This is a genomic window from Streptomyces sp. WAC00040 (genome assembly GCF_056835925.1).
On sequence record NZ_JAKQZE010000003.1, the window covers coordinates 25,637 to 47,184 of the forward strand.

The 21,548-nt window shown below is 72.0% G+C and carries 18 protein-coding genes; 14 read left to right on the forward strand and 4 right to left on the reverse strand.

Features of this window, described 5'->3' with window-relative positions:
- Positions 1-4: 4 nt before the first annotated feature.
- Genes MDN94_RS25625 through MDN94_RS25680 form a run of 12 tightly spaced genes read left to right on the forward strand, consistent with a single transcriptional unit; the run spans position 5 to position 15,845 of the window.
- On the forward strand, positions 5-694 hold the full coding sequence (locus tag MDN94_RS25625; RefSeq protein ID WP_482728263.1) for a hypothetical protein: 690 nt from the start codon (positions 5-7) through the stop codon (positions 692-694).
- A complete protein-coding gene (locus MDN94_RS25630) occupies positions 691-1,386 on the forward strand; it encodes a hypothetical protein (RefSeq protein ID WP_482728264.1) in 696 nt (231 codons plus the stop codon). Before MDN94_RS25625 ends, MDN94_RS25630 begins: the two co-directional genes overlap by 4 nt.
- A 5-nt stretch (positions 1,387-1,391) precedes the next feature.
- Positions 1,392-1,772, forward strand: a complete 381-nt coding sequence (locus MDN94_RS25635; protein ID WP_482728265.1) for a LysM peptidoglycan-binding domain-containing protein — start codon at positions 1,392-1,394, stop codon at positions 1,770-1,772.
- Complete coding sequence (locus tag MDN94_RS25640) at positions 1,765-2,904, forward strand: hypothetical protein (protein WP_482728266.1); 1,140 nt, start codon at positions 1,765-1,767, stop codon at positions 2,902-2,904. The genes MDN94_RS25635 and MDN94_RS25640 overlap by 8 nt, the downstream gene beginning before the upstream one ends.
- A gap of 38 nt (positions 2,905-2,942) precedes the next feature.
- Entirely contained in the window at positions 2,943-3,470 is a 528-nt protein-coding gene (locus MDN94_RS25645) for a phage baseplate assembly protein V (protein ID WP_482728267.1), read from the forward strand.
- Positions 3,471-3,493: 23 nt separating this feature from the next.
- Positions 3,494-3,862, forward strand: coding sequence for a hypothetical protein (locus tag MDN94_RS25650; RefSeq protein ID WP_482728268.1), 369 nt, complete (start codon positions 3,494-3,496; stop codon positions 3,860-3,862).
- Positions 3,859-4,239 carry a GPW/gp25 family protein gene (locus tag MDN94_RS25655; RefSeq protein ID WP_307704818.1) on the forward strand — a complete coding sequence of 127 codons (381 nt, stop codon included), beginning with the start codon at positions 3,859-3,861 and terminating at the stop codon, positions 4,237-4,239. The genes MDN94_RS25650 and MDN94_RS25655 overlap by 4 nt, the downstream gene beginning before the upstream one ends.
- Entirely contained in the window at positions 4,236-7,418 is a 3,183-nt protein-coding gene (locus MDN94_RS25660; protein WP_482728269.1) for a putative baseplate assembly protein, read from the forward strand. Before MDN94_RS25655 ends, MDN94_RS25660 begins: the two co-directional genes overlap by 4 nt.
- Complete coding sequence (locus MDN94_RS25665; protein ID WP_482728270.1) at positions 7,415-11,182, forward strand: putative baseplate assembly protein; 3,768 nt, start codon at positions 7,415-7,417, stop codon at positions 11,180-11,182. Before MDN94_RS25660 ends, MDN94_RS25665 begins: the two co-directional genes overlap by 4 nt.
- Positions 11,179-13,338 (forward strand): hypothetical protein, encoded by a 2,160-nt coding sequence (locus MDN94_RS25670; protein WP_482728271.1) that lies wholly within the window; start codon positions 11,179-11,181, stop codon positions 13,336-13,338. The genes MDN94_RS25665 and MDN94_RS25670 overlap by 4 nt, the downstream gene beginning before the upstream one ends.
- Positions 13,339-13,378: 40 nt before the next feature.
- Complete coding sequence (locus MDN94_RS25675) at positions 13,379-14,929, forward strand: DUF6519 domain-containing protein (RefSeq protein WP_482728272.1); 1,551 nt, start codon at positions 13,379-13,381, stop codon at positions 14,927-14,929.
- A 40-nt stretch (positions 14,930-14,969) separates the two neighbouring features.
- A complete protein-coding gene (locus MDN94_RS25680) occupies positions 14,970-15,845 on the forward strand; it encodes a peptidoglycan-binding protein (protein WP_482728273.1) in 876 nt (291 codons plus the stop codon).
- 84 nt (positions 15,846-15,929) lie between these two features.
- On the opposite strand, the gene MDN94_RS25685 is transcribed toward MDN94_RS25680, so the two are convergent.
- Genes MDN94_RS25685 through MDN94_RS25700 form a run of 4 tightly spaced genes read right to left on the reverse strand, consistent with a single transcriptional unit; the run spans position 15,930 to position 19,056 of the window.
- The gene (locus MDN94_RS25685; RefSeq protein WP_482728274.1) at positions 15,930-16,241 is read right to left on the reverse strand and encodes a hypothetical protein; all 312 of its coding nucleotides are present in this window, start codon (positions 16,239-16,241) and stop codon (positions 15,930-15,932) included.
- A 12-nt stretch (positions 16,242-16,253) separates the two neighbouring features.
- A complete protein-coding gene (locus MDN94_RS25690; protein WP_482728275.1) occupies positions 16,254-17,219 on the reverse strand; it encodes an LLM class F420-dependent oxidoreductase in 966 nt (321 codons plus the stop codon).
- 4 nt (positions 17,220-17,223) lie between these two features.
- Positions 17,224-18,627 carry an NADP-dependent succinic semialdehyde dehydrogenase gene (locus MDN94_RS25695; RefSeq protein ID WP_482728276.1) on the reverse strand — a complete coding sequence of 468 codons (1,404 nt, stop codon included), beginning with the start codon at positions 18,625-18,627 and terminating at the stop codon, positions 17,224-17,226.
- Positions 18,628-18,669: 42 nt separating this feature from the next.
- Positions 18,670-19,056, reverse strand: coding sequence for a hypothetical protein (locus MDN94_RS25700; protein ID WP_482728277.1), 387 nt, complete (start codon positions 19,054-19,056; stop codon positions 18,670-18,672).
- A gap of 477 nt (positions 19,057-19,533) precedes the next feature.
- On the opposite strand from MDN94_RS25700, the gene MDN94_RS25705 reads away from it, so the two are divergent.
- Positions 19,534-19,788: a hypothetical protein gene (locus tag MDN94_RS25705; RefSeq protein ID WP_482728278.1), complete on the forward strand. Its 255-nt coding sequence runs from the start codon at positions 19,534-19,536 to the stop codon at positions 19,786-19,788.
- Positions 19,789-20,614: 826 nt separating this feature from the next.
- Positions 20,615-21,532: a S1 family peptidase gene (locus MDN94_RS25710; protein WP_441264628.1), complete on the forward strand. Its 918-nt coding sequence runs from the start codon at positions 20,615-20,617 to the stop codon at positions 21,530-21,532.
- The last annotated feature ends 16 nt before the right edge of the window (positions 21,533-21,548 follow it).

The following is a 21,548-nucleotide window of genomic DNA, read 5'->3' on the forward strand; positions in this document are numbered from 1 at the left end:
AATTATGAATCCCGACGGCAAGCATCAACCTTTTCCGTTCGAAGGGCTCTGCGCAAAGGTCTTCGAGGAGATTCAAAGTTCATCCGGACTGACGGTATGGGAGGCAAAATTCGGTGAGGTGCCGGAGTATTTGGACGACCCTGACTACGTCTTCGGAAGTCTGGCCGAGGATTATGACTTGCCGTTCGGCCCGGAGGTTCGTCGAAATTTCTTCCGATTCGAAAAAATTTCAGCGTATTGGCAATCGGCAGACCAGGGCTCCGAGCTGGTCGGCGAATTCGATCTAAATCATGTGTACAGCAGAAGGCTCATGTCGCACACATGGGAAGGAACCGACGACCGGGAGCGCGCGCTCTACAAAGAGCTGCGAATCTTCGACAACACGCCTCAGACGGGAAGCGGACGCATGGCCGGGCTGCGTGCCACGCCCGGCACCACGGATCCCGAGATCTGGTTCTTCGACATGCGACAGGGCGCCATGGAGATGGAACTCGACTACGGAACGTACCTGGACACGCTGATGGTGACCAAGGGAACCATCGGCTGGCAGTACCTGTTCTGTGACGCAGGTTTCGGTGATGAAGGCTTCACGCCCATCGCCGAGGGACTCAAGGAAATGCTGGAGGTATTTCCGCGGTTCTTTCCCGATCACGACTACACGGACCTCAAGGCCCGCCTCCGGGAGCGCATGTGACCCGCTACGCCGACATCCCCAAGCCCATCCGCTCCGGCATCGTCGTCGTCGACCCCGAGCGCGGCACCCCCCAGCGCATCATCGTGCTCCAATTCAACCCGGACACTCTCGAGCGCAGTCTCTCGCCCCAGGCCGCGGGAGGGTCCGGTGATGCCGGCGGAGGGGGCAGCGGGTCCGGGGACAGGAACGAGGCCCTCCGCCTCAAGGGCCCCGCCCAGGAGACGTGGAAGTTCACCGCCGAGATCGACGCCACCGATCAGTTCGAGGTCGCCGCTCCCGACGGGATCCACCCCGAACTCGCGACCCTCGAGATGCTCGTGCATCCGACGACCGCGCAGTTGCGCGAGGCGTCCCGGCTCACGAAGAAGGGGACCATCGAGATCAGTCCGATCGAGATGCCGCTCACCCTCTTCACGTGGGGGGCCAAGCGCGTCATGCCCGTGCGGCTCACGGAGCTGTCCATCAACGAGTCCGCGTTCGACGTGAACCTGAATCCGATCCGCGCGAGCCTCAGCATGGGCATGAAGGTGCTCAGCGTCAGCGATCTGCCGGCCGGGCACCGCGGCGCGGACCTGTACATGGCGCATCTCGCGCAGAAGGAGCAGCTCGCCAGGGCCGCCCGCGGCGGCGGGCTCGCCGTGCTGGGGCTGGCCGGGCGCAACGGGATCAGCGGCATCACGGGGAGGGTCTGAAGGACATGGCAGAGATCGAGCCCTACGAGAGCGCCATGGACGCGATACCCGGCGCCCACCCCTACCCCCGCTCCAGCCGCTACCACGACGCCGAGATCGGGGTGCACCGCACCCCGGACGGCACCGAAGTGCGGTACACCAAGCGCCGCTTGCTGCCCCCGCTCGGCGACGAGCGCGCCGACGACGACTCCGCGACGCACACCGTCAGCAGCGGAGAGCGTCCTGACCTGCTGGCGCAGCGCTATTTCGGGGACCCGGGTCAGTGGTGGCAGATCGCGGACGCCAATCCGGTGCTGGACCCCCAGGAGCTGACCGGCGAGGCGGGCCGGGACATCCGGATCCCGCACGCCGGCGGCTTCCCCGTCCACGGGGACCGGTATGTCTGAGCAGCCGGTCGGGCAGGGACCCGTTCACATCACCCTGCAGACGGGCCCCCGGCTGACCCGGCCCGTGCCGCCGGAGGTCGTCGAGGCGCTGCTGTCCGCGCAGATCACGGCGACGGCCGGCGAACGCGGCGGTTTCCAGCTGGCGTTCGACCTGACCAAGACGGGTGCCCTGTCCCGGCGGCTGCTGCCCGAGGGGTTCTTCGACCCGAAGACCCGGGTGATCCTGTCGGTGAGCGTGAGGGGCACCCCGGAGGTGCTGCTCGACGGGCTGATCGTGCGTCAGGAGGTCGGGGCGAGCAATCAGCCGGGGCATTCGACGCTCACGGTGACCGGCGAGGACCTGTCGATCCTGATGGACCTCGAGGAGTACACGGACCGGTACCCGAACATGCGGCCGTCGCAGCGGGTCGGCCGGATCCTCGCGAAGTACGCCGACTACGGGATCGAGCCGCGGGTCTATCAGGAGAAGATCGAGCAGCCGCCGCGCGAGAGGCTGCGGGTCGAATACAAGACGGGGACCGACCTGGGGTACCTCACCGAACTGGCCCGGGCCAACGGCTACATCTTCTATCTGGAGCCGGGCCCGCGCCCGGGCCTCTCCACGGCGGTGTGGGGCCCGGAGCGCCGGATCGGGGACCGTCAGCATGCCCTGAACGTGAACATGGACGCCAACTCCACGGTGGACCAGCTGACGTTCGCGTACGACGGGACGGCCCGCGAGGAGCCGCAGGCGCGGGTGCAGAACATGACCACCCGGGACAGCCTGCTGCTCCCGCAGCCCGACATCGGGCCGTTGCGTCCGCCGCTGGGGCGCCGGGCGACACCCGCGCTCCGGCGTCGGCGGCTGTCCGGGACGGCGAAGATGGAGTCGGAGCAGGCGCAGGCCGAACTGCTGGCGCGTGCCGCACTGTCCGCCGACGCGATCTCCGGCTCCGGCTCGCTGGACGTCAACCGTCACGGGTACATCCTGCGGCCGCGCGAACTCGTCGGCGTCCGCGGCGCCGGTGTGACGTACGACGGCGACTACTACGTGAAGTCCGTGACGCACAACATCAGGCCCGGCTCGTACCAGCAGAACTTCACGCTCTCGCGCGAGGGGCTCATCGCCCGAAGCGGCACCGTGCGGCCGTAGGCGCGCACCAAGGACCAGGGGACCAGGAGTAACCACGCATGGCTGCAGGACCGAACAACCGGTTTCTCGGCAAGTTCCGGGGGCGGGTGGTGAGCAACGACGATCCGCTGAAGATCGGCCGCGTCACGGTGCAGGTACCGGACGTTCTCGGCAACGAGACCTCCACCTGGGCGCTGCCGTGCCTGCCGTTCACCGGGCCGGGCTCGGGGCAGTACGTCGTGCCCGCGAGCGGGGCCGGGGTGTGGGTGGAGTTCGAGCAGGGCGACCCCAGCTACCCGATCTGGACGGGTTGTTGGTACGGGGACAGTGCGGAGTTGCCGCCGGACGCGCTCACGGGCGGTCCGGCGCACCAGAACGTGGTGATCCAGACGTCCGACAAGCACAAGCTGGTGATGGGCGACGTCCCGGGCGGCCACGGCATAAGGCTCCAGGCGCAGAGCGGCGCGTACATCCAGGTCGACGAGAAGGGCGTAACGATCGCCAACGGCCAGGGCGCCTCGATCGTGCTCAGTGGCGCCGAGGTCAACGTCAACGACGGCCGGCTGATCGTGCCGGGCAAGCAGTGATCGACAACGGGGAGAGAAGAGTCTTGTCCGGATACACACGGGCCTCGGGGAACTCCGGGGCCTCAGGGACCTGCGTCAGCGCGGCCTCCGTGCTGCACTGTCCGCACGGCGGCCGGGCGTTCGCCGCGGGCGCCGCCAGTGACGTGCTCGTCGACGGGCAGCCCGTCCGCACGGCGTCCGACGTGTTCGCCGTGGCCGGCTGCGCGCACACCGTGAACGGTGTCCCGCGCCCGTGCACCAGCATCCGTTTCGGTCCGCCGGAGCGCGGTGTGCTGGTCGACGGGGTGGCTGTGCTCCTGGACACCACGGCGGCGCAGTGCTTCGACGCCGCGCTCGTGCCGCAGGGGCCGGCGGTCGTCTCCGGGGACCGCCGGGGGGTGATGTGCGGATGACGGTCCGACGACGCGGTGACATCGCGTTCCCGTTCCGCAGCGACCGGCGCGGTCGTACGGCGCACGCCGCGTACGACGAGCATGTGCGGGATCTCATCGAGCAGTTGCTGTTCACCAGCCCGGGCGAGCGGGTGATGCGGCCCGACTTCGGCTGCGGGCTGCTGGATCTGGTCTTCACGCCGAACAGTCCCGAGTTGGCATCCGCCCTGGAGCTGTCGGTGCAGGCGTCTCTGCAGCGCGTACTGGGCGAGGTGATCGAGGTGGAGGCCCTCGACGTGGTCAGCGAGGAGAACGTGGTGCGGGTCCATCTGTCCTACACGGTGCGCTCCACGGGGAGCCGGCGTGACGACGTGTTCGAGGGGAGCGGGCCCGCATGAGCGGCGTGAGCGAGGAGTTGGTCTGCCGCACCGACGGCAGGCGGGGCAAGGTGCGCTCGGCGCAGCTCGGCGGCGTCGACGCGGTGGAGGTGGGCGACGACGGTCTCACCCTCACGGTGACGTTCCTCGGAAAGGCCCCGCACGGGCTGTGCCCGGAGAACATCCGTATCGACGGCGGGCGTCGGATCACGGGGGTCCGGGCGGTCGACGTCTCGGTCGAGCGGGAGGAGGACCCGGAGCTTGACGACCGGCTGCTGGTGACGGTCGACCGGACCGGCGACACCGGCCGCTACCGGCTCTCCGTGGTGGACACGGACCCGTACGGGCGGCCGGGCACCGAGCCGTTCCCGGGCTTCGACCAGCGCTACTTCTCCGCGGAATTCGAGTTCCGGATCGACTGTCCGACGCCGTTCGACTGCAAGGACGACCCGGGCGGCGAGCGGCCCGGCCTCCCGGCCGCACCCGTCGTCGACTACACCGCGCGGGACTACGAGTCGATCCGCCGGCTGGTCCTGGACCGCCTGGCGCTGACCACTCCCGACTGGGTGGAACGCAACCCGGCGGATCTGGGGATGACGCTGGTGGAGCTGCTGGCGCACACCGGCGACCGGATCAGCTACCAGCAGGACGCGGTGGCGACGGAGGCGTACCTGGACACCGCCCGGCGGCGAGTGTCCGTGCGCCGGCACGTACGACTGATCGACTATCCGATGCACGACGGCTGCAACGCGCGCACGTTCGTGACGGTGGAGGTGGCGCGGGAACTGACGCTGCTGCCGGGCACGTTCCGGTTCGCGGCCGTCGACGTACGCGGGCTCGGCCCACGGGACCGGCCGGAGATCGGCACGGTGATCGACGATCGCGAGCTGGCGGTCCTCAACGAGCGCGGTGGTGTCGAGGTGTTCGAACCGGTCGTGGCCACCGAGCCGCTGGTGCTGCACCCCGCGCACAACAGGGTCCGGTTCTGGACCTGGGGCGAGGAGGTGTGCTCGCTGCCCAAGGGGGCGACGTCGGCGACGCTGCGCGACGAGTGGGCCGACGAGGAGTGCACACGCCGGGAGTTGCGGCTGGTGCCGGGCGATCTGCTGCTGATCGAGGAGGTTCGCGGACCGCGTTCGGGTACGCCCGGCGACGCCGATCCGGCGCACCGGCAGGCCGTACGGCTCACCTCCGTGACCCCTGTTGTGGACACGCTGTGCGATCAGCCGGTGCTGGAAGTGACATGGGCGCAGGAGGACGCGCTCACGTTCCCCGTGTGCCTGTCCACCCGCGGCGGCAGGAACTGCGAACCGGTCGCCGACGTGAGTGTGGCACGCGGCAATGTGACGCTGGTCGACCACGGCCGTTCCCTCACCTTCTGCGGCGGCACCCCGGAGACGGTGACGGTGCCCGCGGAACCGGCCGTGCTCGGTTCGTGCGACCCGTCCGGCTTCGGCTGCCGGGACGATGACGCCGGCAACGCGGTCGCTGATCTGATCGGCGCCCGCCTGGACCGGACTCGGCGGGGAGGGCTGCTGACCGCCGGTCAGATACGCGAGCTGTTCGAGGTCGTCGGCGAGGAGGAGACGGTCCGTGCGGGGCTCGGTCTCGAACTCGCCGGCCGCCGGCGGGAGAAGGTGGTGCCGGGAACGGCGTACGAGCAGGCGGACGCACTCGAGACGCTGCTGGCGCAGCTGGTGTATCCGGGCATCCGGCGACGGTTCCGTCCGGTACTGCACCGCTCCCCCGTCGTGCAGGCCGTGCCGTTCCCGTTGTCCGCGCATGTGTCCGCCGGTCAGGCGGACCGGCTCGCCGCCGTCCCGGGGCGGGTGCGGGACCGGCTGGTGGAACTGTGGCGCAGCGCCCGGGACTGCGACGGTCTCACGGAGGCGGAGATCAGCGAGCTGACGGTGCTGTTCGGGCTGAAGGTGCTGGAGCGTGTCGAACTGCGGCGTCATCCGGTCGCGGCGCTGCGGGAGTTGCTGCACCGCAGTGAGCGGCTGCTGGCCGGGAAGCTGCGCCGGCTGGAGGTGCTGACGGCGCGGGCCCGTGCGGGCGCGGTGCTGGACGGCGGCATCGCCTGGGAGGTCGCGCACACCTGGGGCCCGGCGTACGCGGCGGGTCTCCATCCGGACGAGCCGGAGCTGCGAGGCCCGGCCGCCGCGCTGCGGCAGGATCCGCGAGAGGCTCTGCCGGCGGTCACGGTCGTCGACCGGGACGACGTCTGGTCCCCGCGGCGGGATCTGCTGAGCAGTGGGGCGCGGGAGCGTCACTTCGTCGGCGAGCTGGAGGACGACGGCCGGATCGCACTGCGGTTCGGCGACGGCCGGCACGGGGCGCGGCCGCGGCCGGGAGCCCGTCTGAAGCTGCACTACCGGCTCGGCGGCGGTACGGCCGGCAATGTCGGCGCGGAGGCCGTGAACCATTTGGTGCTGTGCCGTGATCCGGACGCGTCGGACGCGGGCGGGGCGATGCCTGTCGCCGGTGTGCGCAACCCGCTGCCGGCGGTGGGCGGCACGGAGCCGGAGCCGCTGGAGCAGGTGCGGCAGCTGGCACCGCTCGATCTCAAGCGCTCCCGGCTGCGTGCGGTCACCGCCGAGGACTATGCAGCGCTGGCCTCGGCCGTGCCCGGTGTCCAGCGGGCGGCGGCGGAGATCCGCTGGACCGGCAGTGTGCAGGAGGCGCATGTGGCCGTCGACGCGGCGGTGGCCGGGGACGCCGGCCCGCAGCTTCTGGACGCGGTGGCGCACGCCCTGGAGGGCTGCCGGCGTATCGGACACGACCTGGTGGTGGGTCCGGCGCGCAGTGTGCCGCTGGACGTGGCGATCGAGGTGTGCGCGGCGCCGGGTCATCAGCACGGTCGGATCCTCGCCGAGCTGTACCGGCTGCTGGGCAGCCGGCGCCTGCCCGGCGGGCGGCTCGGCTTCTTCCACCCGGACGCGCTGACGTTCGGCGAGCCGGTGCGGCTGAGCCGCCTGGTGGCCGCGGCGGCCGCCGTGCAGGGAGTGGAGAGCGTGCGGGTGACCCGGCTCCAGAGGCTCTTCGAACCGACCGCTTCGTATCCGGAACACATCGACCACACGGCACTGGAGGCAGGCGTGCTGCGGCTCGGCCCGCTGGAGATCGCGCGTTGCGACAACGACCCCGACCGGCCCGAGAACGGGCGGCTGTCCATCGAGCTCGGCGGAGGTGCGCGATGACCGGCGCGTGCGACTGCGGCTGCGGCGGCCAGGACGAGCGTCACGCGCCGAGGGCGCTGTACAACCCTCCGGGCCGCAGCGCTCTGGACTACCGGGTGGGCGAGTACGGCTCGTTCCTGGCGGCCATGCTGGACCGGCTGGCCTCGCCCGCCTATCCGGCGCTGCGCGGCCTGACGGCCCGTACGCCCGACGATCCGGCCATCGGCCTGCTCGACTCGTGGGCGGTGGTCGCTGATCTGCTCACCTTCCACTCGGAGCGGATCGCCGACGAGGCGTATCTGCGGACCGCCGACGAACACCGTTCGCTGGCCCTGCTGGGCCGGCTGGTGGGGCACCGGCCGCGGCCGGGGATCGCCGCCGACACCCACCTCGCGTACTCCCTCGACCACGATCCGCGGGACCCGGACATCTCCGTGGTGATTCCGCGGGGCGCACGCAGCAACAGTGTGCCGACGAAGTCCGGCGAGGACTCGCAGGTCTTCGAGACGAGCGAGGACCTGACGGCGCGGGCGGCGTGGAACACGCTGTCGGTGCGCAGGCGGCGGCCGTCGCTGCTGACGCCGGCGGACCTGACACGGCGTTCGGAGATCTTCGTGTCGGGAACGTCCACCGCGCTGACGGCGGGCGACCGGCTGCTGTTCGTCTTCGCGGGCGAGGAGGGCGGGCCGGAGGGACGGCGGCTGCTGCTGCCGGTGGCCCGGATCCGTACCGACCGCGAGGACGACGTCACGGCGATCGGGCTGCCGCAGTCGGCGCCGCCGATGCTGGCCGAGCTGGTCGACGAGCTGCGCCAGTGGATCACGGAGGACGAGCGGGATGTCGAGGACGGGGAACCGACGCCGGCCAACCCCGATCCGCGTCCGGTCAGCCGGTACATCGCGGAGTTCGACGCCCAGGTCCTGGCCCCTCTGCGGGCCGATCTGGAAGCGATCGGCACGCCCGCCGCGTTCGCCGCGCGTCTCGCGGAACCGCACGACCGGCTGGCGGAGGCTCAGGTGGTGGCCGCCGCCCACGAGGACGTGGCGGCCTGGTTCGAGCAGTTGGAGGCGGTGGTCGGCGAGCTGCGGGAGCGGGCGGCCGCCCTGGAGCCGTCCCGCCCGGCCCCGCCCGACGGGACGCGCCCGTCGGAGGGCGCGTCGGCGCTGCGGGCGCTGGGCGCGGTGCTGCCGGCCCTGCGCACCCGCGATGTACGGCCCGGTGCCGGCATCCGTCGGGCGGCGGGCCGGCTGCCGGTCGCCGGCTCGGAGCTGGGCGCGCAGCTGCTCCGGGCGCTCGATCCGCGGGTGGCGGACGGAATGTACGCGGCGTGGCGGCAGACGTCCCCGACGGAGCCCGCGCTGCTGCGCGAGCTCCAGGCGATGCGTTTCACGGGGGCACCGTTCGGTGCGACCGCTCCGCTGCGGCCGGTGCAGGACGAGCGCGGCAGGGTGATCCGGCAGGCGGACTGGCCGCTGACGGGCGCGGCGCTCACCACGATGCGGCTGGTGTACGACCCCGCGGGACGGGTGCCGGTGCGCGCGGAGTTCCAGCACACCGAGACCGGTTCGTCCGTGCAGGTGTCGGAGAATCTGCCGTCGGAGAAGTCGTTCGACCTCGGTCCCGGCCGGATCACACTGCGTACGCGGGCAGCTCAGGACAATGATCTGAGCTGGCTGAGCCGAAGGCCCGCGGACTCGCAAGAGCCCGGCGTCACCGCGCAGCTGCACGACGGTCTGCCGGACCGGACGCTGTTCGTATCGCGTCCGGGTGAGGACGGGCGGGTCCATGTGGCGGTGAACAACGGTGACACGAAGGCCTGGCACCTGGCCCCCGGTGAGCACCACCAGATCCGGCACGGTGACTTCGAGCTGACGGTGTCCTACACGGTCGGCAGCGAGCCCGCGAACGTCGTCATCGGCATCGCGACGGTGCCGGAGCCCGCGAACCGCCATGTCCTGCCCCTCGACTCGGTCCGGGACTCGATCACGGTCGGCAGCTGGGTCGCGATCGAGCGTCCCCGCAAGGGCGCGGAAGGCCCGGACGGGATCCCGGGCGACGAGAAGCTGAAGTTCGTCACGACACGGGTCACCGCGGTCCGCACGGCGGTGTACACCAACTACGGCATCACGGGCCGCGGGACGGAGCTGACGCTCGCCGATCCGTGGCTGGACGAGCACGACGTGCTGCTGTCCAACATCCGCGACACCACCGTGCACGCCGACGGGCAGCCGCTGCGCCCCGCCGACGAGCCCCTCGGCGAGGACGTGCACGGCGACGAGATCGAACTCGCCGAGCTGTACGACGGGTTACGACCCGGACGACATCTGATCGTCTCCGGGGAGCGGACGGACGTGCAGCCCGGCTCCCCGGGCGCTTCGGGAGTCGCGGGCACGGAGCTGGTGGTGGTCGCGGGGGTGGAGCAGGTGATCGATCCGCGGCTGCCGGGCGACCATGTGCACACCCGGCTGCGGCTCACCTCGAAGCTGGCGTACCGCTACCGCCGTGACACGGTGCGCGTGCTGGGCAACGTGGTGGCGGCGACGCACGGCGAGAGCCGCGACGAGCCGATCGGCAGCGGGAGCACGGACCGGCCGAACCAGACCTTCGCCCTGTGGCAGTCCCCGCTGACCTGGCTGCCCGCCGGCAATCCCCTGGGCGCGACTCCGGAGCTGGAGATCCGCGTCGACGGGCTGCTGTGGCACGAGGTGGACAGCCTCGCCGGGCGCGGGCCGCGCGACCGTGTGTACGTCACGGGCACCACGGCCGACGGCCGTACGACGGTGACCTTCGGCGACGGGGTGCACGGCGCCCGGCTGCCCACCGGGAGCGAGAACGTGCGGGCCCGCTACCGCTTCGGCACCGGCCGGGCGGCGAACGTGCGGGCGAACCGCATCACCCAGGCGGTCACCCGCCCGCTCGGCGTCACCGGAGTGACCAACCCGCAGGCCGCGACGGGCGGCGCGGACGCCGACGGGCCGGGCCTGACCCGGCGCACGGTCCCGCTGGCCGCGTCGGCGCTCGACAGGCTGGTGTCGGTGAAGGACTACGAGGACTTCGCCCGCTCGCGGGCCGGCATCGGCCGGGCCGTGGCCCGGGAGGTCTTCGACGGCCGGCGCCAGGTGCTGCACGTGACGGTGGCCGGCGTCGACGACATCCCGGTCGCCGGTGACTCCGACGTCCTTCGGGCCCTGCGGTCCTCGCTGGCCCGGTACGGCGACGGGCGGCTACCGGTGCGGGTCGACGTCCGCGAGCCGGTGCTGCTGCTCCTCGCGGCGAAGGTGAAGGTCGCGCCCGACCACACCTGGACGGTCGTGGAGCCGAGGCTCCGGCAGGCCCTGCTGCGCACCTTCGGCCCAGGGGGCAGGGAACTCGGCCGGCCGGCGCGGCTGTCGGAGGTGATGGCGACGGCCCACCGGGTGCCGGGGGTGGAACACGTCGACGTCGACGTTTTCGGCGGCGTCCCGGCCTCGGCCACTCCGGAAGGACTGGCCGGCCTGGCGGAACGCCTCGGCGGGCCGGCGGACACGGTCCCGGCCCGGCACGCCGAGTACGACGAGGTGGTGCACCGCGTCACCGCCGACGGTGGCGAGACGCTGACCTCGGTCGCGGGCCGCCACGGCATCCCGCTCGCCGAACTGCTGCGTCTGAACCCGGACATCACCGACACCCGGCCGCTGGAGAAGGGGCGGCGGGTGTTCGTCTTCCGCGGTGTCCGGCCGGCTCAACTCGCCCTGCTCACACCGCAGGTGCCCGACACGCTGATTCTGACGGAGGTCACCGCATGAGCAGGGAACCGGACGGTCTCGCGGATCTGCTGCCGCAGTGGCACCGGCTGCGCGACGCCGAGCGCGGGGAGCCGCTGCGTGCGCTGCTCGCGGTCATCGCCGAGCAGGTGGATCTGGTGCGGGACGGCGTCGAGCAGGGGTACGAGGACCTGTTCGTGGAGACGGCGGCGCCCTGGGTGCTGCCGTATCTCGGTGACCTGGTGGGCTATACGCCATTGCCCGGGTACGAGCGGGTTCCGACCGGCGGCCTGGGCGGTGCCGGCGGGGAGGAGGAGTCGCGTCGGCGGCTCGCCGAGGCGCTCGCCCCGCGCCGTGACGTGGCCGCCACGGTCGCCCACCGGCGCCGCAAGGGCACGCTGCACCTGCTGGAGGAGATGGCGCAGGGGATCGCGGGATGGCCCGCCAGGGCCATCGAGTTCTCCCGGCTGGTCTCGCACCACCAGCCGGTGCGGCTGTACGGGTCGGGGTCGGCCGCGGCCGACTCCCGCCGGCTGGACCGCGGCCGTCTGGCCGACGTGCGCGACGGAGCGCGACTCGACCTGGCCGGTACCCCGTTCACATCCACGGCCCGGTCCGTGGATGTGCGCAGGGCGGCCTCGGAGCGGCGGCAGGGCGGGCTGTCCCCCGCCGGTGTGGGGCTGTTCGTGTGGCGGCTGAAGCCGTATCACGTGACGCGGGCGCCGGCGTACTGCATCGACCGGGCGCGCAGCCTGTACACGTTCTCCATCCTCGGCAACGACAGCCCGCTGGTGACGAAGCCGGTGCCGGAGCCGTCCGCGGCGCACATCGCGACGATCGACAACGTGCCCGCGTACATCAGGCGCAGGCAGCTCGCCGACCGGCTCGCGGACCACTACGGTCCGGGCAAGAGCTTCACGATCTGGCGGGACGGCCAGGACGAGCCGGTCCCGATGTCGGACATCGTCGTGGCGGACCTCTCGCAGTGGCGGTACCGGCCGAGGCGTGGCCAGGTGGCGGTCGACCCGGAGCTCGGGCGGATCGCCTTCGGGTCGCGTTCGGCGCCGCGGCAGGGCGTGTGGGTCACCTACCACTACGCGTTCGGGGACGACACCGGCGGCGGCGAGTACCCGCGCGAGCGCGACACCTCGCCGGCGGCGGAGTTCTACCGGGTGGGCCCCGGACAGCGTTTCCAGAAGATCATGGACGCGTACGAGGAGTGGCGCGGCGACCGGCGGGCCGGCCGTTGCGGCCCCGAGGGCGTCATCGAGATCACCCACAGCGGCGCCTACCAGGAGCAGTTGGACTTCGACCTGGAGCGCGGCGACCGGCTGGAGCTGCGGGCCGCCGAGGGCTGTCGTCCGGTGATCCGGCTGCTCGACTGGTACAGCAACCGTCCCGACGCGCTCAACATCCGCGCCCAGGACGACTGCCCGACGGGCCGGGACGCGCCGCGGATCGTCCTCGACGGGCTGCTGATCACCGGGCGCGGGCTGAACGTGAGCGGCCCGGTCGGCGCGGTGGTGCTGCGGCACTGCACGCTGGTGCCCGGCTGGTCGCTGGAACCGGAGTGCGATCCGCACTCGCCCGAGGAGCCGAGCCTGGTCCTGGAGCAAACCACCGCCTGTGTGCAGATCGAGCGGAGCATCCTCGGCACCATCGAGGTGATCGGCGACGAAGTGAACCACGATCCGCTGCCCATCCACATCCGGGACAGCGTCCTCGACGCCACCGGCCACGACCGCGAGGCGCTGTCCGCGCCGGACTGCCGCCTGGCGCACGCCGTGCTGCACGCCCATCGCACGACGGTGATCGGGGAGGTGCACACGCACGCGGTCGAGATCGGCGAGAACAGCGTCTTCACCGGGCAGATGCGGGTGGCCCGGCGCGGCGTCGGCTGCCTGCGGTACTCGTACGTGCCGCCGGGCTCCCGCACTCCGCGCCGGCACCGTTGCCTGCCGGACCTCGCGGGCGGCGAGCCGCTGCGGCCGCTGTTCACGAGTGAGCGGTACGGCACACCCGCATACGGCCGGCTGTCCGACGCGTGCCCGCCCGAGATCCGCCGGGGCGCCGACGACGGCTCCGAGATGGGCGTCTTCCACGATCTGTACGAACCGCAGCGCGAGGACAGCCTGCGGGCCCGGCTCGCCGAGTACACCCCGGCCGGGACGGACGCCGGGATCATCCCCGTCACCTGAGACGACTTCTTCCGAACTACCCGAGGGGGACACCGAACCCATGCACGCTGACATCTCGCGCGACACCTTCCGGCCGGAGCGGCACTACTCGGCGGTAATCGCACAGCAGGGCCGCGTACAGCTCGACGCCGACGCCAACGAGCAGGCGGCGATCCAGCTCCACCAGGCCCGCACCGCTCTGTCCGACCTGATCGGCACACACGGCGGGCCGCAGGGCGCGACCGGTTTCGAGGTGCGTTTCCTCGGCGGCAGCCGGGAACTCGACGACCTGTCCATCGGCGGGGGCCGCTACTACGTCGACGGCATCCTCGTCGATGCCACCCGGCCCGCTCCCGGCGTACCCGTGCCGGACGACGACGAGACCGGCGACGCGGCGACGGAGCCGCCCGCCCCGCCGGCCACCTGGACCTACTGGGACCAGCCGGACGGCCACCGCGACCCTGAGCGCCCCGGCGACCGGCTGCCGACCCGGTTCCCCTACCTGGCCTGCCTCCAGGTGTGGGAGCGGACGGTCACGGCGGCGGAGGACCCGCTGCTGCGCGAGGTCGCGCTCGGGGCGGCGATGCCGGACACTGCGGCCCGCCGGAAGGTGGTGTGGCAGGTCGTCCCGGTGCCGGGCTCGGAGCTGGAACTCGAGGACGGGGCCACCAAGGACCAGGTCCGCGAGGCATTCGCCAAGTGGGAGGCGGCACAGGCGCCGACGGCGCGGATGGCGGCGCGCAGCGAACGCCCGGACCGGGCGGACGAGGACCCGTGCCTGGTGCGTCCCGACGCCCGCTACCGGGGACCGGAGAACCAGCTCTACCGGGTGGAGGTCCATGAGGGCGGTCCGGCCGGTGAGGCGACGTTCAAGTGGTCCAGGGAGAACGGGTCGGTGACCCTCCCGGTCGACGAACTCGACGGCACATGGGTGGAGCTCGGCTCGATCGGCAGCGACGACAAGCTCGGCCTGAACGTGGGCGACTGGGTCGAGTTCATCGACACCGCTTACACGAGCCGCCGGGAACCGTTGCCGCTGCTGCGGGTCGAGGAGCTCGACCTGCCGGGCCGGCGGGTGCGGCTGTCCGGCGAGCCGGACCCGTCGGTGGGCAGGCGGCCCGAACTCGCCCCGTATCTGCGGCGCTGGGACCACCGTCCCGGTTCCCGTCCGGCCGACTCCGGCCGCTCGAGGACGGTCGCGTCGAAGTCCCGCGGGGGCGCGTTGCGCATCGAGGAGGGAGTCTGGCTGCCCCTGGAGGACGGGGTGTTCGTCTACTTCGAAGCGGGCAGGACCTACCGCTCCGGTGACTTCTGGACGGTCCCGGCGCGCACGGCGACGGGATCGGTCGAGTGGCCGGTGGACAGCGCCCGGCGCCCGCTGCTGCGCTCCCCGCACGGGGTGCGGGTGCACCGCGCCCCGCTCGCCTGGGTCCTCGGCGAGGGCTCGGTGGCCGATCTCCGGCTGGCCTTCGGGCCGTTGGCCGCTCCGCTGCCCGCCGCCGACGCGGAGGCACTCGCCGCGGAGGAGAGCGCCGAGCAGGAGGCCGTCGCCGCGGAGCGCGGGGCGTCGGGCGGTTCGACGGGCCCCGCCAACGGGCAACACGATCAGTGACGGTCCGAGAACTGACGGTCCGCCGGGAAGGAGCACCACGATGGCAACGCCGCTGTCCGCCGACAAACTGCTCAGAGCCTTACGCAACGAGGGACTGCGTGTCGTCGAGCACCGAAGCTGGCGCACGCACAACCGCAACCACAAGGGCCCTTGGGGACCGGTGAACGGGGTGATGATCCATCACACGGTGACCTCCGGCACCACAAGTTCCGTCGAGCTCTGCTACAACGGCTACTCCAGTCTGCCGGGCCCGCTGTGCCACGGCGTGATCGCCAAGGACGGGACGGTGTATCTGGTCGGCAACGGCCGGGCCAACCACGCCGGCCTCGGCGACGACGACGTGCTGCGCGCCGTGATCAACGAGTCGGCGACGCTGCCCGCCGACAACGAGGCCAATACCGACGGCAACCGCCACTTCTACGGCTTCGAATGCGTCAACCTCGGTGACGGCAAGGACCCGTGGCCGGCGGCGCAGTTGGAGGCGATCGAGAAGGCGGCGGCCGCGATCTGCCGTGCCCACGGCTGGTCGCAGCGCTCGGTCATCGGGCACAAGGAGTGGCAGCCGGGAAAGGTCGACCCGCGCGGCTTCACCATGGACGCGATGCGCGGCCGCATCAAGGAACGGCTCGGCGGCGCACCGTCGGGGCCCACCACGCCGCCCGCGCCGACCTACGAGCCGTTCCCCGGGGCGGCGTTCTTCCAGGTGGGCAGACGCAGCGCCATCATCACGGCGATGGGAAGACGCTTGGTCGCGGAGGGCTGCGGCCGCTACGAGGTGGGCCCGGGCCCCGATTGGTCGGAGGCGGACCGCAAGTCGTACGCGGCATGGCAGCGCAAGCTCGGCTATTCGGGCAGCGACGCGGACGGCATACCGGGCAGGACGAGCTGGGACAAACTCAAGGTCCCCAACGTCTGACCGGCGCGTCCGCGGGGACACGCGAACGGCCCCGTGCCTCGAGGCACGGGGCCGTCACCGTTCGGAAGTCCGCGACCACCCGGGTCACACGTGGTGCCCGTGGGCGGCGAGCCAGCGGTGTACGGCCGCCTTGTCGGCGACGCTGACCCGTGCGGGGGCGTCCGGAGCGGGGCCCTTGTCCGTGTTGAAGGCCGTGTCGGTGACCCGGGCGGTGACCCAGTCGGCCAGTTCGCGTGCGGACTCCGCGGACAGGGCGCGCCGCTCCCATTCGCCTCTGGCCCGCTCCGCGGCGCCGGCGTCGTTGCGGGTGGCCTCCGCCAGCCAGACGGGTACGAGTCGCATCGCCACTTCCTCGTCGGAGGGGGTGTGGGACCCGGTGTGTGTGGAATCGTTCATACGGCGTCACCCTCACAGTTCGCGCAGCGCGGGCAGCAGTGTGCTCCGCGCCCATTCGAGGAACGGCTCCTGCTGGTCGCCGCCGACCTGGACGAGGGCGACCTCGGTGAAGCCCGCGTCGACGTACGCGCGGACCGCGTCGGCGAAGGCGCCGACGTCGTCGCCGCACGGGACGGTCCGGGCGACGTCGTCCTCCGTGATCAGTTCGGTGGCCTGCTCGAAGGACTTGGGGCCCGGGAGTTCCGCGTTGACCCGCCAGCCTCCGACGGCCCAGCGGAACTGGTCGTGCGCCCGTTTCACCGCGGCGTCCCGGTCGGTGTCGTAGCAGACGGGCAGCTGGCCGACGCGGGGCCGTCCCGTGCCGCCGTGGCGGTCGAAGGCGTCGAGGAGTTCCTTCTTCGGCTGGGTGGCGATGACCAGGTCGGCGGTCCGGCCGGCTACGGCGCAGGACTTGTCGCCGGAGACGGCGACACCGATCGGCACACGCTCGGCGGGCACGTCCCACAGCTTGGCGTCGACGACGTCGAAATGGGCGCCGTGGTGGGTGACATGCTCGCCGTCGAGGAGTCGGCGGATGATCCCGGCCGCCTCCTCCAGCATCTCCAGGCGTACGTGCGCGGCGGGCCAGTCGCCGCCCACGACATGCTCGTTGAGGTTCTCGCCGGAGCCCAGTCCCAGGCGGAAGCGCCCCTCGGACAGCAGTTGCACCGTCGCGGCCTTCTGCGCCACGACGGCCGGGTGGTAGCGGGTGGTCGGGCACGTCACATACGTCATCAGCGGGATCCGCGAGGTGGCCTGGGCCGCGGCTCCGAGGACGCTCCAGGCGTACGGGGCGTGGCCCTGCGAGGCCAGCCAGGGAAAGTAGTGGTCGGAGATGACGGAGAAGTCGAATCCGGCCGCCTCCGCGCCGACCACATGGCCGACCAGTTCACGCGGTCCGGCCTGCTCGGTCATCATCGTGTACCCGAACTGCACCATGGCTCTACTTCTCCGTCTCCTCGCCGTGCCAGAGGGTCGTGACGTTGCAGAACTCCCGGATGCCGTGCCCGGACAGCTCGCGTCCGTAGCCGGACCGTTTGACGCCGCCGAACGGCAGCGCCGGGTGGGAGGCGGTCATGCCGTTGAAGAACACGCCGCCCGCCTCGAGGTCCCGGGAGAAGAGCTCCACCTCCGACTCGTCGCGCGTCCAGGCGTTGGAACTGAGCCCGAAGGGGCTGTCGTTGGCGACGGCCAGCGCCTCGTTCGCGTCGGCCACCCGGTAGACGGAGGCCACCGGTCCGAACGCCTCCTCCCGGTGGATGCGCATCCGGTGGGACACCTCGGTCAGGACGGTGGGCTCGTAGTACCAGCCTCGGTCGAGGTGGGACGGACGGCGGCCTCCGCAGCGTGCCGTGGCTCCGTTGCTCACGGCGTCGTCGACGAGTTCCTCCAGATCGGCGCGGCCCCGCTCGCTCGCCAGCGGCCCGACGTCGGTGGACTCGTCCATGGGGTCACCGACGGTGAGGTCCTTCATGGCGGCCGTGAACCGGTCGCAGAACTCCTCGTACACGTCCGCGTGCACGATGAAGCGCTTGGCGGCGATGCAGGACTGGCCGTTGTTCTGGACGCGGGCCGTGACGGCGGTGCCGACGGCGCGGCCGAGGTCGGCGGACGGCATGACGATGTACGCGTCGCTGCCGCCGAGTTCCAGCACGGTCTTCTTGACCTCGTCGCCGGCGACGGAGGCGACTGCCCGGCCGGCGCCCTCGCTGCCGGTCAGCGTCGCCGCCGCCACGCGGCTGTCCCGCAGGACGGACTCGATCGCGTCGGAGCCGACGAGCAGCGTCTGGAAGCATCCTTCCGGGAATCCGGCGCGGGTGAAGAGGTCCTCCAGGTACAGCGCGGTCCGGGGCACGTTGGACGCGTGCTTGAGCAGTCCGACGTTGCCCGCCATCAGGGCGGGGGCGGCGAAGCGGACGACCTGCCAGAGCGGGAAGTTCCACGGCATGACCGCGAGGACGACGCCGAGCGGCCGGTACCGGACCGTGGCCCGGACGGCCCCGGAGTCCTCGACGTCAGCGGCCGCCGGGTGCTCGTCGGCCAGCAGTTCCTCCGCGCGGGCCGCGTACCACCGCATGGCCTTGGCGCACTTGGCCGCCTCGGCGCGGGCGGCCCCGATCGGCTTGCCCATCTCCGTGGTCATCACCCGGGCGATGTCGTGCTGTTCCCCCTCCAGCAGGTCCGCGGCCCGGTTGAGCAGGGCGGCACGCTCGCCGAAGGACCGGGTGCGGTGCCGGCCGAAGGCAGCGCGGGCGAGGTCGAGCCTGCGCTCGACCTCCTCGGGGCCCAGCGCGTCGAACGTCTCGAGTGTCTCGCCGGTCGCGGGGTTGACCGTGGCGATGGGCATGAAGGCCTCCTCCTCAAGGTCTCGTGCGGCGGGACGCCGCTGTCAGATCTCGTCCTGGTGGACGCCGCTGTTGAGGAGCAACTGGACGTCCTTCTCCTGGTCACCGGCCGCCATGCCCTGCTCCACCAGGTCGAAGGCGGCGGCGAGCGCCACCTGCATCTGGTCCACCGCCCAGTAGCCGCCCTGGAGCTCGGCCGTGACGGGTGCCGCGAGCCGGACGGGCTCGGCGGGATTGCGTGTGCTGGCCACGTCGAAGGTCGCGGTCCAGACCGTCGCGTGGCCCTCCGAGACGTACTGGGGCGTGTCGTCGGCCGCGCGGTCCGATTCGAAGGACCTGCTCAGGGCCCGGAAGACCGCGTCGGCGTCCTCCCGCGAGCAGCCACTGAGCGTCACCACGACGGATGTCGCGGATTCCTGTGCACTGTTCACCGTGGTTCCTGTCTGTCGGGACGTGTCCCCCCGTGCGTGCTGCTCCTGCCTTCCCGGCGCGCCGCCGGGCACTCGTCGTCCCCTTGCCGGCGCACCCGACGGTCCGCACGGCGGCGGGGGCGGCCCGGCGGCGGGTCGGTCGGACGCCCTTCGCACTGCCTCCGGCGCGTCGCCGTCATGGCTCCGGACCCGACCGGGTCCTTCTCCAGCGTGACCCCGGCGCCCGGCGGGTGCGACCGGACCTGGGCCGGATGCCCCTTCCGGCGTACGGGGCGGTGCGCGACGCCGGGTACCCCGGTGCCGCCGGCCGGAACATCGGAGCCTCAGGCACGGAATACCGGGACCGGTGAGAAGGTTCAATGCGCACACACTTCGACTGCGGGCACCCTGTCCCGCCGTCGTCAGCGAACGGAGCGCCGGGACGGACCCCGGCGCTCCGCCACGACCGCCGCCCGGATGCCGCAGGTGTGCTTCGGCATGGTGCTCGCCCACACCTCCGTGCGCCACGGCGCGGTGGAGGTGCCCTCCATGGAGGGGTTCCGCATCGCGTTCCTGATCGCCACCGCTACGGTGCTCGCCGGCCTGGTCCTGGCCGCGTTCCTGCCGTCGCGCGACAGCACGAAGCGGCCGGTGCTGCCGGCCTCCGGCGGGGACGCCCCTGACCGGCGGGCGGGCGCCACCGGCCGGGCCGGCGGCAGGACCGGGCAGCGGCCCGGCCTCTCGGCCTCGTAGCAACCGGGCGATGAGCACGAGGGGGCAACCGCCGCATTCGTCCCGCCCGGTGCGCGATCGCGGCGATCGCCTCCGTGCGCACATCACCGCCCCCGGCAGCCACCCCGTACCCGAGGATCCACAGCGACGGTCGGGATCCGGACACCCAGGGGCGCTGGGCGAACAGGAGTGATTGAGGCATAAAGGAGTGACGGCCTATCACCTCCGCCGCTGCGGCGGTGCGCCCGCCGTCCCGGGACGGCGGCCCGGCGCGCCGCCGGTGGGTGCTGCGCACCGGCTTCCGATGCGGGGCACGCGGGCGGCCGGCATGTGCGGGAGCCACTGCAACGCTTCCACCGCCGGACTGGAACGTTGCAGTGGGCAAGAGCGGGCGGCGGCCCACCGTGGCACGTCACGCGCGGATCACGACCCATCGACACTGAGCAGCAAAAATGGCGCGTGCCATTCCGCTTATTCCGCGGGAGCGCTCCCCTACCGTCCGGCCGCTCCGTACGGACGTGCCCACTCCTGACGGCCGGTCAGCAAATGTTCGCAGCATTTGCTCCGCCGCCGGACGCGGCGCGGCGACCCGTTCCGACCCGGGCCGCCCGGCGGCGGGGCCGGTGGTCCCGCCGGGCGCCGGTACGGACGGCACCGTCGGCACGACGGCCGGACGCGCGTTGAGCGGCCGAAAGGCGATCTTGCCGCGCAACTGCCGGGAGCCGCAGGATTCCTTCCGCGGCGGTTGTCAGGATCATGACGTTGAACGTTCCGTCACGGTCCGGCAACCGGCGTTGGACGGGCCCGCCCACCCAGCGGGCCCCGGAATCCCCCACCGGAGGATGCAGTGAAGATCAAGCGCTTCGCCCCCCTCACCGGCGTCTCGAGAGCCGCACGGCTGACCGCCGTCGCCGCCGCACTCGTGGCCGCTTCCGCGCTTGCGGCCCCGTCCGCGCTGGCCGACCCGGCCGACTCCGCGCGGGCCACCACGGCCCAGCTCGCCCAGGCCGACGACGCGGTGCTCGGCGCCGACGTGCCCGGCACGGCCTGGTACACCGACAAGGAGACCGGCAAGGTCGTCGTCACGGCGGACTCCACCGTCTCCGCCGCCGAGATCGCCAAGATCAAGAAGGCGGCGGGCGAGCGCGCCGGCGTCCTCGAGATCAAGCGCACCCCCGGCACCTTCAGCAAGCTGATCGCGGGCGGCCAGGCCATCTACGCGGGCGGCGGACGCTGCTCCCTCGGCTTCAACGTCCGCAGCGGCAGCACCTACTACGCCCTGACGGCCGGTCACTGCACCAACATCGGCTCCACCTGGTACACCAACTCCGCCAACACCACGGTGCTCGGCACGCGGACCGGTTCCAGCTTCCCGAACAACGACTACGGCATCATCCGCCACTCCAACGCCTCCGCGGCGGACGGCCGTGTCTACCTCTACAACGGCAGCTACCGCGACATCACCGGCGCCGGCAACGCCTCCGTCGGCCAGACCGTCCAGCGCAGCGGCAGCACCACCGGTCTGCGCAGCGGCCGGGTCACCGGCCTCAACGCGACCGTCAACTACGGTAACGGCGACGTCGTGTACGGCATGATCCAGACCAACGTCTGCGCCGAGCCCGGCGACAGCGGCGGCGCCCTGTTCTCGGGCAGTACGGCTCTGGGCCTGACGTCCGGCGGCAGCGGCAACTGCTCCTCGGGCGGCACTACGTTCTTCCAGCCCGTCACCGAGGCGCTGAGCGCGTACGGCGTGAGCGTCTTCTAGGCCTTCCCCCCACGGC